Origin of the sequence: Pantoea sp. CS_6 (assembly GCF_041954745.1) — a bacterium.
Taxonomy (GTDB): Bacteria; Pseudomonadota; Gammaproteobacteria; order Enterobacterales; family Enterobacteriaceae; genus Pantoea; species Pantoea stewartii.
In genome coordinates this window covers 388,404-404,795 of the sequence record NZ_JAVAYG010000003.1, presented here as the reverse complement: position 1 = coordinate 404,795, position 16,392 = coordinate 388,404, and the positions used below count along the sequence as shown (strand labels likewise).

The window sequence follows — 16,392 nt, the reverse complement described above, 5'->3', positions numbered from 1 at the left end:
AAACTAATGTGGCTTCTGGAGTGTATCGTTTTCGTATTGATCCGGAATCAGCCGGCGTCGATTACGCAACGGGGCAGGCAGGAAACACACGTTCTAAATCTGCTGCTTTAATGATCTACGATCGCACTACTACTTCTGATAAATCAGCCGCTGTAAGTTTTTATGGCTTGAATGATGATGGGCTTGAGGCTTCATCGCTTATGCATGCTTTTCCACAAGGTGGTGGATTTGATTTGTATCTACAGGACTGGCAACGTGCAGATAATTCTGGCTCTGTAAGCGTAATTATCGAAAAGTGGCAAAATTAACGTTGCTCTGAAGCGTAAATAGCATCAGGCGCTCTGTATCCAGAGCGCTAATTTATTTGTCGTCATTTACATCGGTTTGGTTAAATTATAAATATTTCAGGTGGTTATAAAAGTGAACTATGAAGATAGCGACCAGGTCTACGAAAGATTAGTACTAAGACAGGTCATTAATAACATGATGTTATATTAAAGCGGACCATGCTTATCTTTAAATGGAAATTAATTATTTAACCTAACTCTTGTGCAGTCAATGGATTGATAAATGTATGTGGGTTTTTCCATCTGTTGATGCGCTAAGGATAATCCACTCAGGCTGATGAGCACGGAGAATGCGCCACTATCAAGATTCACCTCACTTTGAATGAATCAGATTTGTGACAGGAGTTAAATAACATTATGGTGCCGTTAGTGCGATTTACCCTGTTAGTGCTGTTATCGCCATCGTATTGTCATATGGCCATGCTCATACTCATCCGTACAGGGAACATCATAATGCTACGGCAGTGCACATAGTTGCATGCTGCTCATGATGAACTGTTCGATGCTGGTCTTAGCAAAAAATGTTGAGAAATGAACAGGCGGACAGGTAATTTTTCTGCTCATAAGTATAAACCCGTTATCAGGTTTTAACGATTGTCACATCGTTATTATCCGTAGTCGATGCGGAAAGTTTTTATCACCTACAATTACTATCGTAGGGTCAGTACTAAGGACCAGTGCTTTTAGCTAATGACTGAAGGTAAGGGTAAAAAAAATATGTACTGTTTCTGGGCGCAGTTCACCTGAAAGATTTCGAAAATGGATGCGTCTTTCTGACCGTTCGGTTATGCGGTTTCTGTGGGGCAGAGATATAGCGACTTTTGGCATCAGGTCTTTCATCGCCGAACGTATTTCAACGGTGCCAGGCCTTAGGTATGGAGAAAAACGTAATGCAGCCATTAAAGAGTGAGAACCGGCCAAAGCTGACCCCCGCAATGCTGTTACTGCCATTCGACATTTTAATGCTGTCTCAGCGTTTCGCTAAAACGGGTCACAATAAGCACGTATCAAAAGACCGTAATTTACTCGCTTCAATCAGAATGTCTCCGCGAGTGATAAACGTGGTGCTTTGTGTCGTTCTGCTACTGCTTACGGGCTGTACCGGCACGCTGAACTGAGATGTATAAGGATTTTGACGGGTCAGGCAGCACTATACCCGGTTTTACTGGAGGGATTTCCAGCGTTATTCAAAAAGCAAGCCGTGAAAAAACACCTACTGACTGTCGTTGCGTGTATAAAAACGCGGTTAGCGTCTCGATCGTTAAGATCGCAGTCAGCAGGCAAAGAACAGAATTACTCTGGGTCGGAGACCGAAGCGGAAGGCTTCAGTTTAACGACAAAGTGTTCTTTTTTTAGAATTTTTGCCCCTTTATCACACCAGTGATCGGTGAATCTGAAAAACTCATCCGTGGTCAATTCAAAACACAACTCAACATTCTTAGCCAGTCCTTTGGACAGTAATTCATTAGCCTGTTCTAAAGAGTGGGCTTTTGTCGTTTTCATGTAACAACTCCAGTGCGTTTAAGAAGAGCGTGTATAACCCCTCAGAGAACCTATCACAGGATGATGACAATTATACGACGATGTAAAACATACGTGGGTCCGGCGGAAGAGAATTCAGTGAAACCAGGAGAAGGGGTGAACTGGCACCAGGTGCTGTACGTGGAAGGGCAGATCGGCTCAGCTTACAGCGCAGCATACTCGGTTAGTATCAATTTTTCTGATGGTTTTATTCTTTCCGGGGGCAGGGAATCAGTCTGAAGGCGTTTGGAAACGACGTGCTTGCAGAGCATAATGCTGCTCAGGTGTTTGTGTGGTTAATTAAAGGTGATGAACAAAAAACTCAAGCGCAATCCGAAGTTAGCTTGAGAGGGTTCTCGCTTATGCATCTGATTACAAAGTGATAAAGCTCACTTTGCTATCCTTTAGTATAGTTTTTTTTGATCTAAAGTCTAGTTGTTATGAAGCGGGTTAAGGTTCAATATAATTTATGATTTAAAAAAGAAACCCCCACACCACCAGTGGCCTCGGAAACCTCAAGGGTTGATGTGAGGGTGGCTAACACAGCCAACACCAGGGAATACTCCGCGCTCATCATACACTTTTTATAAGAAATAGATAAATTTTTTTGAATGGTTATCAGCCCTGCTCGTTACAGGGCTTTTTTCGTTTAAGCGTCTCATAATGCTTCTTAGTCAATGGGCGACTTGCCTCGCTCTGGCTCATATCTGCACCTTTTCAGAAAGGCGTTAGATCCTGTGATCATATTGCGGCACAGGGCACTTAGAGACGTTCGTCTTTAGGTCCGAATAATAGGTGATTTAATGGTGCCTCAGCTGACTTATTGACAGGAAAATTTCTTGCATTTCGTGCTTTCATTTAAACGGGAACACTATGCCAGATGCTTCTGCTTTAGTGACGCGTTTAACACATCTATCATGATCAGATCCCGTAATTGAACCGGACCCATAAGTCATTATTCCGTTCTTTACATTCATCTTTTTAGATTTGGTGGTGGCTCCTCATCAGTTCTTATCCTCAATGTCAGTCTGGGCTAAGCGTTTAAACTCAAAGCGCAGAATGTTTATTTCTCGTTTACTTCCGCTTCTTTATCTTATTAACAGTGAATTTTTTGTAAGCCCGGAGCTCCGGATGTTCAAATCCTCGCACTAATAAGCGCTTATAAACTTCAAAAAGTGCTGAGCGGATAAAGGGATTCAGCATTTTGCTTAAGAAGCACATTTTGCATCTTTATTGGGCCGTTTCTGTAAAGATTTTTGCGAACAGACATAGAGCTTATACACCGTATTTTTACTCTAAAAGTCGGTAAGACAAGCGAGTAACGCGTGAACACAAAACATTTTCAGGTTATTTTTCCTGCAACACGGGCCGCTGCCCCGGATGCATTTATACCTCTGACATCCACAGACAGCAGCGATACTCGCACGCAGCGTATTCCGATCCTCTTTCCTCTTGCGCAGCAAATTCCCTTATTTTTATGCTTTATTATTTTTAGCTGCTGGTTATTACCAGGATTGGTAGGACATGAACCCTGGAAGCCTGACGAAGCTTATACCTTTGGGTTAATTCGCCACATCGCGCAGACCGGTGACTGGGTAGTGCCTACGCTGGCAGGTGAGCCTTTTATGGAAAAGCCGCCGCTCTATTTTGTGGCGGCGTCGTTTTTCCTTCGGCTGTTCAGTCCGTTATTAGGCGAGCCGGATGCAGCGCGTCTGACTACAGGCTTCTTCATCCTGATCGCCTGTTACGCTATTGCACTATCTGCCAGAGAGTTACTGGGTAAGGGCGCCGGACGCTGGGCTGTTCTTATTCTCTTTGCCTGTGTCGGCTTTCCCATTCGGGCGCACCAGATGATTACCGATACGGCTTTGCTGGCGGGCGGCGCCATCGGCATTTATGGTTTCGTGTTGGGGATTCGACGCCATGTTGCTGGCGGCATTGTACTGGGCGTGGGCGCTGCCGTTATGTTTCTCTCAAAGGGGCTACTGGGTCCCGGGATTCTGGGAGTAACGGCGATGGGGTTGCCGTTGCTCAATACTGAATTTCGCAGCAGGCGCTATGTCATCTTTTGTGCCATTGCTTTTTTGGTTTTCTGCCCACTGGTCGCGCCCTGGCTTTACGCGCTCTGGATGCGTTCAGAAAAGCTGTTTTCAACCTGGCTTATGGTAAATAACTTTGGCCGATTTGACGGTACCGCCAGACTGGGTCCGAAAGCGAAGCCGTTCTTTTATCTTAAATTGCTTCCGTGGTATGCATTTCCAGCGCTTCCTATGGCGGTATGGTGGTTATGGCGCTGCGGGGCAAACGGCATTAGCCCGGCAGTCAAAGTCCTGTTGACGTTTTTTGTGGCGGGGTTTGCTACATTGTCTGCCGCCGCAGATGCACGCGAACTCTATGCCATGCCGTTGTTGCTGCCACTGGCAATATTAGCGGCGGGGGCGTGTCAACGAAAAGCGGAGTGGGCTGAAAAATTGCGGCCCTGGTCTCTGGGCCTGTTTTGTCTGCTTCCTGCGGTGATGTGGGGCGCGGGGATTATACTGATAACCGGTTGGCCTGTCCCGTTATGGAATAAGTGGGTGGTGCCAGGCGCACCTGGATTTATGCCTGAGTTCCATCCGCTTATGTTTAGCGTGGCACTGCTGGTTACCCTGATGATGAGTGGCATCGTATTTTTCCATCGGGCAGCGCGACAAAGCCCCTTATATATCTTCACCAGTTGTATAACCCTGTGCTGGGTGTTGGCCATGACGCTTGGCATGCCTTATCTGGATTATACGAAGCGTTATTCAGACGTCTTTATCCCGATGCGAGCCTGGCTGCCTAAAGATGAGTGCGTAGCCAGTCGGCACCTTGGCGAGCCACAGCGCGCGTTACTGGAGTATTACGACGGCTTAGTCACGCTAAGGGAAGGAAAGCACAGAGGTGCCTTTCGCTGTCACTGGCTTCTGGTACAGCACGATAAAAAGCATCCGCAGGAATTTGTGGATGGCACGCTTGTCTGGCAGGGAGAAAGACCAGCAGATAAAGAAGAAAGCTATCAACTTTATCGGCTTGATGGCCAGGACATTTTTTCTTTAGCGCCAACGGTGCCTGGGATAGTCTCACAGGCACAGTGATATCACCTACGGCATCCTGTTACGTTTGTCTCAGGGAAGGGACAGATGTACCTCGTTTTCCTTAGGTGCCCAGTCTCTGTCTGAAAACTCATCAAGGGGATAAGAGACATTTCGCAGTCCCTGCGTGCCCAGAAAGTTTCTGACGCCCTCCTGTAGATTGCCATCGCGAAACAGTTCTGCGATAACAAAAAGTGCATCAGAAAGTGAAAGGGTTCTGATTTGTGCCGGTAACCAGTTCGTGCGCGTAAAGATCAAATGATAAAGCGCTTCTTCGCCGGATAACGGGAAATAACGCGTGCCAAATTGTTTACGATGTTTATCCAAAATGATTTCAAGAATAAATATCTGCGCGGTGCGTTGTTTCACCTGGTTAACCATCAGATTATCGGAATGGCTCATATCCAGCGTTGAGGCATCATTGTTCTGCTTAACGCGCGTTTCGATAGCATTCCAGAGGTTGTCATACTGATTCATAGCTTGCCTTGTCTGAAGTTAACGTTTTCATAACAAAGTTAGCAGAAGTCAGACGCAGGGCAAAGATCGCTGACCTGAACATCGCAGGCCTTCCGTTAAAATTTTCAGGTCGTTGCACGTTCAGATACCGCTTAGCGCTGTGACTCTGCAACGAAGAGATAAGGCAGAGCCGGTAGAGGGCGTTATGATATTGACCAAAATGGCCACGAATGGCCATATCGTGGATTTCCCGCGCAGCTAATGGATGACACCGGATGTCGTCAGGCAAAGGGCACAAAAAGCAACGCTGAATGCAGCAAAACCAACCAGACCTATTACGACGAAACCGAAATTTCTCATATCGACCTCCACCGTGTCCACATGGCACCTTACAATCATAAGTCTGGTGGGAAAATAAGTATATACTGTAAAAAAAGACATAGAAAATGGCATTGAGAGGGAGTTGATTTCATTCTTAACAGCTTAATGATTTATTGTTAATCATCTATTTTACTGATTTCGGCACGTGTTTTTTGTCCCGGGTGTGATATTAACTTTTATTTTGTAATGCGGTTGTTTTATTAGTGAGGGGGTTATTTTAATTAGTGCTGGTTTTATCTTTTTTTAATTGATAACTTTAATTGAAATGGATATTAGTAACGGATGGTATGAGGAAGTAAACGATTACTCTGCAGGCTTCAGCTTACCTGCTAAAAAATTCAGGCATTTTATTTATACTTTTAAAAATAGCAAACCCACCCCGGTGGCTGGCTTTGTTTTTTAATCACACCTTTCATCTGTAGAATATATAATTTCACTTTTCAGGAGGTTTTCTTTGCAATAAAAATCAAGATTATCATGCTTTATTACTCTTCACAGAAATACAGGTGGTTTTTTCTGAGGAGCAAAAAAACAACCCAATTCAGGCTCACCGTGATGTAAGGTGCGTCTGCCCGGGCGATCGTTATGCCGTACATTCTCACGCACTTCCTGACTGTGGCAGATTTCCCGAGGCAGGCGATAACGGGTAAATTCACTGACCAGTTATTGATTAAAGCGAATGGTGTTGACGTGGCGGGAGCTGTGATGCAGCCACGTGAGCTGCTGTTCTCCTGGCAGGGTAAAGTGAATGAGATTGCCGGGCAGATCCCGTCAGAGCAGATTAGCGCGCGTATTAAAATGTCCACGCCGCGTACGGCCAAGGCGATCGGTCAGGATGATCAGTAAGCCCAGCGTGTTATCGGCCGGCGCACCTCGTCTGCCAGCGGATCGTGTCATACGCTGAGTTGTCAATTTAAGTTCCAGTGCAGTATTTCGCAGTTGTCGCGCGCATCTGGCAACACAGGTGTGAATGCCAGAATGATTTTGATTAGGGAAGCAGGACGGCTTCATGACGAGACCGTCCTGGGTTCTTTAGCCGTGCGGCCCACCGCCCGGACCACCACCGGGTCCGCCGCCCGGTCCCATATGCCCTGGGCCGCCACCGCCCGGTCCCCAGAACGGCCAGACACAGCCCGACAGCGCCGAGACGCTGACTAACGCAATCACTAACAGGATGACTTTTTTCATACAGGCTCCAGATTGATATCCCATTACTCTATCAATTTGGCTGTGTCGAGGTGTGAAGCGGGTGAAAAAGGGTTGCTGGCATAGCGTAAAAGTTCTGTTAATCGCAACGGGGCAAACGGCACAGCCCGTTTGTCATTTTGCATCAAAACTGTGCAGTGATAACGCTTTTTACCACCTGACCTTTGGCAGACTGGCGCAGTACAGCGTCTCGCCTCTGGCCCATAAATTGCAGCAGTGCTGGCGCAAAGTCACATAATAATTTATCCAACAGGAGTCAGACGAATGCCAGTAAGCCGTTCATATGCTATCCGTTTATGTGGGCCGGTTATTTTTACAGGGCTGTTATCTTCCTTTCCCGCCATAGGGGCAAACGTGCCAGCCGGGGTAACGCTGGCTCCCTTACAGGAAATCGTGCGCGGTAACGGTGACGAACCTCCCACTCTGGATGTTGAAAAAGCGGAAACGAATGACGCCTTTGCGATCCTTTATGACCTGTTTGAAGGACTGGTGCAGACTATGCCCGACGGTAAGGTGGTGCCCGGGCTGGCAGCCTCGTGGGAAACAGCGGATAACAAAGTCTGGACCTTTCACCTTCGCCCGGATCTGACCTGGTCCGATGGTTCGCCGCTGACCGCACAGGACGTCGTATTTAGCTGGCGTCGTCTCACCGATCCCAAAACGGCTTCGCCTTATGCCTCTTTTGCCAGCTATGCTCACATCCTCAATGCGGATGCGGTGACGAGCGGAAAAAGCCCGACTGACAGTTTGGGGGTTAAGGCACTGGACGACCATACCGTTCAGGTCACGCTTGATCAGCCGGTGTCGTATTTTTTGCAGTTTGTCGCTCATCCTTCCCTGTTTCCGATTAGTGCAAATAATGTCAAAAAGTTTGGAGAGGCCTGGTCACGGCCCGGCAATATGGTCAGCAGCGGAGCGTTTAAGCTGGACCAGTGGGTGGTAAATGAAAAAATTACGCTCGTCCGTAACGATCGCTATTGGGATAACGCACATACGGTAATTAACAAGGTCACTTTTTTACCCATCCACGATCTGTCTGCGGAGCTTAATCGCTATCTTGCGGGCGGCATTACCATCACGGACAACATTCCTGCCGTTGACTTTCCTCGTATGAAAAAAGAGCGGCCAAAAGAGGTGCGCAGTACACCGATATACAGCGTGTTCTATTTTCAAATTAATAACCGCAAGCCGCCCTTTACGGATGTGCGTGTGCGGCAGGCGCTCAACCTGGCGCTGGATAAAACCATTATCGCTGATAAAGTCATCGGTATGGGCCAGCAACCGGCCTGGGCTATGCTGCCCTTATCTATGGGGGAGGTGACGCTCAAGGCACCAGCATGGGCGGGCTGGACGCAGGAACAACGGGTGAAAAAAGCCCAAGCGCTGCTCAGTGAAGCCGGTTATTCCGCCAGCCATCCTTTAACTTTTACTCTGCTCTACAACACCAATCAGGATAATCAACGTATCGCGATCGCTGCCGCGTCGATGTGGGGGAAAGTGCTGGGCGCCCGGGTCACCCTGCAAAACCAGGAGTGGAAAACCATGGTGGATAATATGCATCAGGGGCAGTTTGATCTGGTGCGCTATACCTGGGGTGCCGATTACAGCGAACCGTCCACTTTCCTTAACACCTATCGTACCGGCGACAGTCAAAATACGGCGGGTTATGCCAGCCCGGCGTTTGATGCCGCTGTAAAAGCCGCAGGCATGGATACCAGCCCGGATGCCGTGACCCGGGATTATCAAAAAGCCAGCGATATTATTGCTAATGACACGCCAGTCATTCCGGTCTTTTACGGCGCGCTGAATCAGATGGTCAGTCCAAAAGTGGGCGGCTATGCGCCGTCGCATTTGCGTTTCTACTATACCAAAGACCTGTATCTGGTTAAGTAACGTAGTCTTTGCGTCTGATGTTCTCAGCACGACGAAAATGTCCGGGGTCGCTCATCGACCCCGGCGAATGTAAGCGACATGAAGATAGCGAAGGTGACAGCCCGGTCCCGCACATACTGAAAACCATAACAGCATGTCCGATATTCACTGTTGGTCAGTGCGATGTTTATACAAATGAAAAAAGCCCGGCATCCGGGCTGGGGGTGATACGATAAACAGGGCGGATTGCTGCCCTCAGGCGAATAATCGTCTCGCCGCGTCATGATAATCAGACCCGGAAGGTTTCCACCATGCCCCGAAGCGCATGGGCCTGAACTGACAGTGACTGTGACGCGGAAGAAGACTCTTCTACCAGTGCTGCGTTATTCTGCGTCACGCTGTCCATCTGGCTGACCGCCACGCTGACCTGAGAAATACCCTGCATTTGTTCTGAAGAGGCCAGCGACAGGTTGTCCATTGCGCTGGCAAGCTCTCCGACCATGCCGACAATCTTCATGATGCTTTCGCCCGTGCCTGACGCCACTGCAACACCGCTTTCAACCTGGTTTACGGCCTGTTCAATTAACGTTTTGATATCGCGGGCAGCGGTAGCGCTGCGCTGCGCCAGCGTTCGGACTTCGCCCGCCACCACGGCAAAACCGCGTCCGCCTTCTCCGGCGCGTGCCGCTTCCACTGCCGCGTTGAGCGCCAGAATATTGGTCTGAAAAGCGATGCTTTCGATTACCGCGGTGATGTCCCGCACTTTGGTCGCGCTGATGGCAATCGCGTTCATGGTATCCGACATGCGATTCATATCCGTTTCGCCGGAACGGGCAAGTCGGGCGGTTTCGCGCGCGGATTCAGCCGTCTGCTGCGCACCAGCGCTGTTGCTTTTCACCGTGGCTGTGAGTTGCTCCATGCTAGCGGCAGTTTCCTGCAGCGCGGCGGCCTGCTGCTCGGTGCGTGAGGACAGTTCGGTATTGCCCTGGGAAATTTCATCGGCGGCCTGAGCAACAGTAGTAGAGGCATGTTTAATCTGCGACACCAGGCCGCGCAGATTTGCCTGCATGGTATCCAGAGAAGCGAGCAGACTGCTCCTGTCGTGGCGGCGTAACGTAACGGACGTAGTCAGATCACCCGCCGCAATCGCGGCGGCCAACTGCTGGGCCTGAGCCGGCTCTCCACCCAACTGCGCCATCAGTTTCCTGCTCATTAACACACAGATCACGGCGCCAGAAATCAGGGACGCCAGAACCAGAAAAATAAAGATCTTAATGATGCGGCTGGCAGAGTCATTGCTCTTCTCTGCCGTTTGCTCTGCAAAGGCCCGCTGCATCTCGGTCAGTTCATTAAGGCTGCCAATAAGGATTTGCTGGGGCGGGCGGACAACATTGGTCAGATAGTCCGCCAGTCCGGTCAGTTGCCGCTGTCTGCCCATTGTGGCCGCCGTCGCCAGGGTGGTAAGCGCGGCGTTTTCATTTTCCTGCACTTTTTTAAGCAGGCCGAGTTCTTCGGGGTTTTTGTTGATTTCAATCAGCGAGGCCAGCTCAGCGCGCTTTTGTGTATAAACGGCCTTCTGGCCTTCGAAACGGCCCCATTCATTCTCGATGGCTTTGGGATCAGAAAACAGGGCCATATTCCTGACTTCGACCAGCATATTTCGCAGAGCCGTTCCCGCATCATTCGCCAGGGTGACTTTTTTCAGATTGGTGTTGACGATTTCGTTGATATTTTTTCGGGCTTCAAGCAGATGATTCAGTGCAACCCCAGAGCTAATGACGAAAAACAACATTAAAAAAGCAAATCCAGCAGATAATCGCGTCGATACTTTCATTTTTCACCCCAGTTAAGATTTTATATGGCCCATGATGTTTTCGGCAAAAGCCTTCCGGGCATAAGCAGTAAATGGCGTGAAATTTGTTGCAGAATGAAACTTCATCGCCCGCGCGTGCGACGTGGGTAGCCAGCACAGGAATACAACGTCTGCCCGACGAGTCTGTCAGGCGCAGCAAGGTAAAGAGACATAAAATTTTAACAGTCTTTGCGCACCCCTTTCCGCTGCTGATATGCAGCCGCCTTGCACGACGGCGTTCGTTGGCTGCTTCGGGCAGCGCAATAAAAACGGTCATGTTTCGGCATTATTGTCATAAGCCCGTGAGGCCACGCTATTCAGGCGTGGCCGATCATGTTGTACGGCGCTGTCTTTTGTTGTGCGAAGCACGCGCGTCTCAAACGCAGGCATTTATCCATTGATTAGGGCAGAAGCTATGTCAGAAGTGCTTGAGTACGACGGCTGGAAAGAGAATGCTATCGGTGAAAAATTTGCGGCTGATGGTGCATATTTGCCTTTCAGAGGTAACACGCTCATTTGCCAGTTGGATCAGGGCAGCGAAATCGTTAGCGTGATCTCTGAGATGGTGGAGGCCATGAAGGCGGAAGGACTGGCACGGTGTTATACCTTTCTGCCGTCGGCGAGCTACCACATGACCGTCTTTAATGGTGCGAATGACAGGGCGCGTTATTTGCCGGCCTGGCCCGCAGACCTGAGCCTTGATGCGCCCATGTCGGCGTGCGATCGGTTATTTGCCCAAAAGCTGACCGACTTTAGCGTAACTGAATTTCCCGTAAAAATGCGGATTGGGGCTGTTGTATTAAAGCGCGGCGTCTCGCTCTCGTTGGCGCCAATGAATCAGGCGGAAGAAACAAAAATTCGCGGGCTGAGAGATCGTCTCAGTCATGTCCTGCGCTGCAGACGACATAATCATGATGTTTACGAGTTTCATGTCAGTGTGTCATATCTGATTAACCCGCCGGTCGCCGAGGAGTGCCGCCTCCTTCAGAGGTTAAGAGCGGTTTATCTGGAAAAGCTTATGCGGGTTTCTCCGATCATTGAACTGAATGCACTGGCGTTTTGCGTGTTTGAGGATATGGCGGAATACAGACCGGTTTTCCGGCTGTCGTCGTCCATTCAGTAGGGCAGGAGAGGTTGACGTTAAAGCGGACTGCCATGGGCGTTGTCAGTCCGTTGCGCGTTACTGAAATAACCATGTATTGAGATACCGTGTTCGCGCCAGGTCTTATATTGCCTGAAAATGCTTTCGTTATCGTGTGCCACAGATATGACGGGGATTATATTCCGTATCCGGTGTGACGATACCTTTAAACGCCGTGTGAACCCACATTGTGCAATGGTTACAGCACGCAGCAATATGACCATTGCCGTTAAATACTACGCAGGAGTAATGTCGCGGATGATGGTTACGTGCATAAAGTTCAAGCCACAGGTGGGCTTCTGCGCAGGCATAAAAAAACCGGCACATGGCCGGATTTTTTATGCCTGCGGCTGGCCAACCGGCCCTTTACCCAGTGGACCGCCAGGCACTGACTGACCGCTTGGCGCATGCGGGCGACCATCGTTGCCGACGGCGCTGCTGTCCTGCTGACAACCCGACATCATTAAAAGGCTGGAAACAATTAACAGACCGCTCAAAATGCTTTTCATCTCTTTCCCTCGTGATTAACACACTTAAAAAACAGCTCGCCTGATAAGTCTGGTCGGTATTTTCGCTAAGTCAATGTAGCGAAAAAAAAGTGCGTGATATCAATGCTTTTGTGAAAGCGGATACGTGCAGCGCCATCCCACGAGGGGAAACCGCTGTGCTTACCCGATTTTTGTGAACCAGACTTAGTGTTCGGTTTGCTAACCAGAGAGGCCTGTATGACAGAAAGACCAGTAGAGGGTGACCATCCGGATTATCAACCGGGGAAAAAAAGCCCGTCACAAGGCGACACCAACGGCGCGGAAGATGATGTAACCCACGCGCCTGAATCCGGCGATAAACAGCCAGATTAAGTCTGCCGGCCCACCTGCGTGAAGTGGGCCGGAATATATCCGCTGTAGAAAGTGCTGTATTTCCCCGCTCGTCTGGCTATGCTGTGGACACATCGTTCAGGGACATTCAGGAGAAAAGGTGAAAAAGGCGGCTTATTTTGACGCTCTCTATGCAGACCGAAACAGTGAAACCCTGCGGCTGTGGCAACAGGAAAACAGGCAAGCGCATCACCATGCTGAAAAATTCTTTTACCCTGACGGGCATAAAGCACTGAGCTGTGGCATTTTGCCTGATCTGAATCCCGACATCCTTGCTCTTCTTGATGACCTCCGCCGTTTAACCCGTAATGACCCACTTGCAGATGTTATGCAGGCAAAAAACTTTCATGTCACCTTCCTGCCGCTTACGCCAGCCCGTTATCACGAGCGCCAACAAATCCCGATGATAAGCGAATTGACTGGCACCTTTTGCCAGTGCGTAACGGATTCATCACTCAGGGTGGAGGGATTGCGTTTGGTCGCGCTTCCCGATCAGCTGTTGCTGGCAGGTTTTCCTGACGGCAGCGCAGTCGCGCAAAGAGCTGCGTTCTGGAATGCGTTGATGTCATCAGCGACGTGGCGGGATTTACTGCTTGAAAGGCACAGTGGAAAAACGACCCCGCCTGAATTCTGGCATACAACGTTGCTTCGCTATCGCGCTGCCAGCTTGCCCGACTCGCTTAAATCGTATTTTATTGACAATATGCACCGTAGGTATGGGAGCGTAGCTGGCGATATCCGGCTGGTCTTTGCGGTTTATAACTGGGCTGATCCAGAAACGATAACGGTGTAAACAGGTCGGGTGGTCATGAACGATTATAAGCGTTCAGGTTGAAAGCCATGACAGAAATACGAAGGTTTAATCGTAATCCTCACTTTCATAATGAGGTGAATAACGCTCATCAAGCACTTCCTGAATCAGAAGCAAGATGAGAATGAGCAGTAATAATAAAATGATGCTGGTCATGAATAATTTCCTGTGTTCACTTTTCTCCGCAACTGAAGCATGTATTCACGGCAGCCCGTTCTGGCAACGGTTTAAACGATCATTCAGTAGACCAGGTTATGCTCAGGGCTCAAACAGCACCGTCATTAAAACAGGTTGAACCAAAACGGCGCACACCATTTCCTTCGTCCTGTCATATCCTGATAAACGTTATGCATTTTGCTGAGCAGTATTGTATTTCCGTAGTGCGGCGAATAAACCCTCGACAACGAAATAAGCCTGGAACGAGATTCAAGCGGGCGAGTCGTGGCTGGCTTTCATTATAAAGGGGGATTCTGTTATGAAGGGTGTCTGGGCGATACATCATATCGTCAGACCGGTTGCGGCCAGGGCAGATTTTTAGCGATGTTGACAGCGCTTTAATTCATATACTGCGTCAGTGGTGAAGTATTGCAGAGTGTCCGCCGGACCTGAACAGTCCGCCGCATTAAGCGGCCCATCGATGGGTTGTTTTACACATTATCGCCAGAAAAGACGTGTAGCAATATTACGTCATAAATCGAAAAACAGACGCTCACTCTGTCGATGAGATCTCCATCACACTTAGAGTGAAATCAGTAAAATCGTCCATATCCAGACCTTATTTGCCCTCATCGCCCGCTGTCTCTGCTTTATATGCTGCATGGACACGACATGTTGTGAGAGCGGAGCTTAATGATGTCTCATGTAAATACTTTCAATCTTCAAAGCGAACATAAGCAAAAAGTTCGCCGTATGAACCTGTTTATCTCTGTTTCCGCTGCGTTAGCAGGACTGCTGTTTGGACTGGATATTGGCGTGATTTCAGGGGCACTGCCGTTTCTCACCCATCACTTTAATCTGAGCAGCCATGAGCAGGAATGGGTGGTGAGCATCATGATGCTGGGTGCCGCAATAGGGGCAGTATGTAATGGCTGGGTATCACATCGTCTTGGCCGCAAATACAGTCTGATGGCGGGCGCAGTGCTGTTTGCGATTGGATCGCTGGGTTCAGCCGGTGCAACCAGCGTTGAAATGCTCTTGATCTTTCGCCTCCTGCTGGGCCTGGCTGTGGGCGTAGCCTCCTATACCGCACCGCTTTATCTGTCTGAAATGGCAACCGAAAACGTCCGTGGCAAAATGATCAGTCTGTATCAACTGATGATTACATTGGGCATTGTACTGGCCTTTGTATCGGATACGGCTTTTAGCTATAGCGGTAACTGGCGAGCCATGCTGGGCGTCCTGGCTATCCCCGCCGTCGTACTGTTTGTCATGGTTATTTTCTTGCCGAACAGCCCGCGCTGGCTGGCTGCAAAAGGCATGCATGTTGAAGCAGAAGATGTCTTGCGGATGCTGCGCGATACGTCTGAAAAAGCCCGTCAGGAACTGAACGAGATTCGGGAAAGTCTGCGCATGAAGCAGGGGGGCTTTTCGCTGTTTAAAAGCAACAGGAACGTCAGGCGTGCGGTCTTTCTGGGCATGTTATTACAGGGCATGCAGCAGTTTACCGGGATGAACATCATTATGTATTACGCGCCGCAGATTTTTAAAATGGCGGGCTTTAAAAGCACACAGGAGCAGATGATCGCCACGGTCATTGTTGGCCTGACCTTTATGTTTGCCACTTTTATTGCTGTTTTTACCGTAGATAAAGCGGGCAGAAAACCGATTCTGAAAATTGGTTTCTCAGTCATGGCGTTTGCTACGCTGGTGCTGGGCTATTGCCTGATGAAAGCGGGACAGGGAGAGATCAGCCATGGGTTATCCTGGGTTTCTGTGGGCATGACCATGCTGTGTATCGGTGGATATGCGATGAGCGCAGCGCCTGTCGTCTGGATCCTGTGCTCTGAGATTCAGCCGCTTAAATGCCGCGACTTTGGTATCACCTGTTCGACGACCACTAACTGGGTGGCAAACATGATTATCGGTGCCACTTTCCTGTCCCTGCTGGGCAGCATTGGCGCGGCGGGCACGTTCTGGCTTTATACCGGCTTTAATCTGGTGTTTATCGTAATAACGGTTTATCTGGTGCCGGAAACCAAGAATGTCACGCTGGAGCGGATTGAGAAGAATTTGATGGCGGGTGAGAAGTTGCGGGATTTGGGGCGCTAGCACTTGTGTAATTGACTATTTATCCTCAGCATCAAAAAAGCCAACGTTAGCCTGCAACATTGGCTTTTTTTTCTGTCTTTTACCGTAATTAACAATTCTGTTTTTTATTACTGTTATTAATAACTATTACTTATCTCATCAATGCCATTGATATTACCTCTCGCAATAACATTAAAGTTTTTATAGCGTGCTTAAGTGTTGAGATGCAGTTGCATAAGGCATTATCTTAATAATAAATTAACGGGTGAGTGAAATTACCCTTTGCCGGAGTTTGTGTAAATTTTAAAGAAGAAATGGGTGCCGTCTCTTTTGTGTTTTTTTTTACTAATAATAAATAAGTCGATAGCTATGTCGATATTGTCTTTTAATTGGTTTTTTGAGCTATTTTAAAAGGTATTTAACTAAATAAAAAGCTATTAATTTAACCATTTGCGATATTTTATTTTGCTTATATGGTTTTTTTGGTTTCTTTTCCTTTGTGATTCGTTTGGGCGTGGAGCAAGATGAGTAAATATCTCGTTGTTATAGTTTGCATAATTTTTTCTG

Annotated in this window: 14 protein-coding genes; 8 read left to right on the top strand and 6 right to left on the bottom strand. The window is 48.6% G+C overall.

All coding sequences use genetic code 11. From position 1 onward, the window contains the following. Window positions 1-308, top strand: a 308-nt coding sequence (locus RAC90_RS07170; protein ID WP_375124160.1) for a hypothetical protein, incomplete at its 5' end; no start/stop codon positions are given. Between the two features lie 1,332 nt (window positions 309-1,640). Here the strand turns inward: RAC90_RS07170 and RAC90_RS07165 are convergent. Beyond that, window positions 1,641-1,850 carry a hypothetical protein gene (locus RAC90_RS07165; protein ID WP_033738740.1) on the bottom strand — a complete coding sequence of 70 codons (210 nt, stop codon included), beginning with the start codon at window positions 1,848-1,850 and terminating at the stop codon, window positions 1,641-1,643. 1,532 nt (window positions 1,851-3,382) lie between these two features. On the opposite strand from RAC90_RS07165, the gene RAC90_RS07160 reads away from it, so the two are divergent. Further along, window positions 3,383-4,984 carry an ArnT family glycosyltransferase gene (locus RAC90_RS07160; protein WP_375124159.1) on the top strand — a complete coding sequence of 534 codons (1,602 nt, stop codon included), beginning with the start codon at window positions 3,383-3,385 and terminating at the stop codon, window positions 4,982-4,984. 30 nt (window positions 4,985-5,014) lie between these two features. On the opposite strand, the gene RAC90_RS07155 is transcribed toward RAC90_RS07160, so the two are convergent. Then, window positions 5,015-5,458 carry a hypothetical protein gene (locus RAC90_RS07155; protein ID WP_039342951.1) on the bottom strand — a complete coding sequence of 148 codons (444 nt, stop codon included), beginning with the start codon at window positions 5,456-5,458 and terminating at the stop codon, window positions 5,015-5,017. A 945-nt stretch (window positions 5,459-6,403) separates the two neighbouring features. On the opposite strand from RAC90_RS07155, the gene RAC90_RS07150 reads away from it, so the two are divergent. Continuing rightward, on the top strand, window positions 6,404-6,664 hold the full coding sequence (locus RAC90_RS07150; RefSeq protein WP_054634347.1) for a hypothetical protein: 261 nt from the start codon (window positions 6,404-6,406) through the stop codon (window positions 6,662-6,664). A 186-nt stretch (window positions 6,665-6,850) separates the two neighbouring features. On the opposite strand, the gene RAC90_RS07145 is transcribed toward RAC90_RS07150, so the two are convergent. Beyond that, a complete protein-coding gene (locus RAC90_RS07145; protein ID WP_172677654.1) occupies window positions 6,851-7,006 on the bottom strand; it encodes a hypothetical protein in 156 nt (51 codons plus the stop codon). Between the two features lie 282 nt (window positions 7,007-7,288). On the opposite strand from RAC90_RS07145, the gene RAC90_RS07140 reads away from it, so the two are divergent. Then, window positions 7,289-8,917, top strand: a complete 1,629-nt coding sequence (locus RAC90_RS07140) for an ABC transporter substrate-binding protein (protein WP_054634345.1) — start codon at window positions 7,289-7,291, stop codon at window positions 8,915-8,917. A 268-nt stretch (window positions 8,918-9,185) separates the two neighbouring features. Here RAC90_RS07140 and RAC90_RS07135 read toward each other — a convergent pair whose 3' ends face one another. Continuing rightward, window positions 9,186-10,730, bottom strand: a complete 1,545-nt coding sequence (locus tag RAC90_RS07135) for a methyl-accepting chemotaxis protein (protein ID WP_054634344.1) — start codon at window positions 10,728-10,730, stop codon at window positions 9,186-9,188. Next, complete coding sequence (locus RAC90_RS07130) at window positions 10,669-11,025, bottom strand: hypothetical protein (RefSeq protein ID WP_172677651.1); 357 nt, start codon at window positions 11,023-11,025, stop codon at window positions 10,669-10,671. Before RAC90_RS07130 ends, RAC90_RS07135 begins: the two co-directional genes overlap by 62 nt. Before the next feature lie 138 nt (window positions 11,026-11,163). Here RAC90_RS07130 and RAC90_RS07125 point away from each other — a divergent pair, with 138 nt between their 5' ends. Then, window positions 11,164-11,871, top strand: coding sequence for a DUF1868 domain-containing protein (locus RAC90_RS07125; protein WP_054634343.1), 708 nt, complete (start codon window positions 11,164-11,166; stop codon window positions 11,869-11,871). A 356-nt stretch (window positions 11,872-12,227) separates the two neighbouring features. On the opposite strand, the gene RAC90_RS07120 is transcribed toward RAC90_RS07125, so the two are convergent. Next, entirely contained in the window at window positions 12,228-12,398 is a 171-nt protein-coding gene (locus tag RAC90_RS07120; protein ID WP_033738761.1) for a hypothetical protein, read from the bottom strand. A 216-nt stretch (window positions 12,399-12,614) separates the two neighbouring features. Here RAC90_RS07120 and RAC90_RS07115 point away from each other — a divergent pair, with 216 nt between their 5' ends. The 3 genes from RAC90_RS07115 to RAC90_RS07105 all read left to right on the top strand — a co-directional run bounded on the left by RAC90_RS07115 (window position 12,615) and on the right by RAC90_RS07105 (window position 15,846). Further along, window positions 12,615-12,749, top strand: coding sequence for a hypothetical protein (locus RAC90_RS07115; protein ID WP_283787576.1), 135 nt, complete (start codon window positions 12,615-12,617; stop codon window positions 12,747-12,749). A gap of 265 nt (window positions 12,750-13,014) precedes the next feature. Beyond that, on the top strand, window positions 13,015-13,560 hold the full coding sequence (locus RAC90_RS07110) for a hypothetical protein (RefSeq protein ID WP_375124158.1): 546 nt from the start codon (window positions 13,015-13,017) through the stop codon (window positions 13,558-13,560). 867 nt (window positions 13,561-14,427) lie between these two features. Next, a complete protein-coding gene (locus tag RAC90_RS07105; protein WP_072209526.1) occupies window positions 14,428-15,846 on the top strand; it encodes a sugar porter family MFS transporter in 1,419 nt (472 codons plus the stop codon). Window positions 15,847-16,392: the final 546 nt, after the last annotated feature.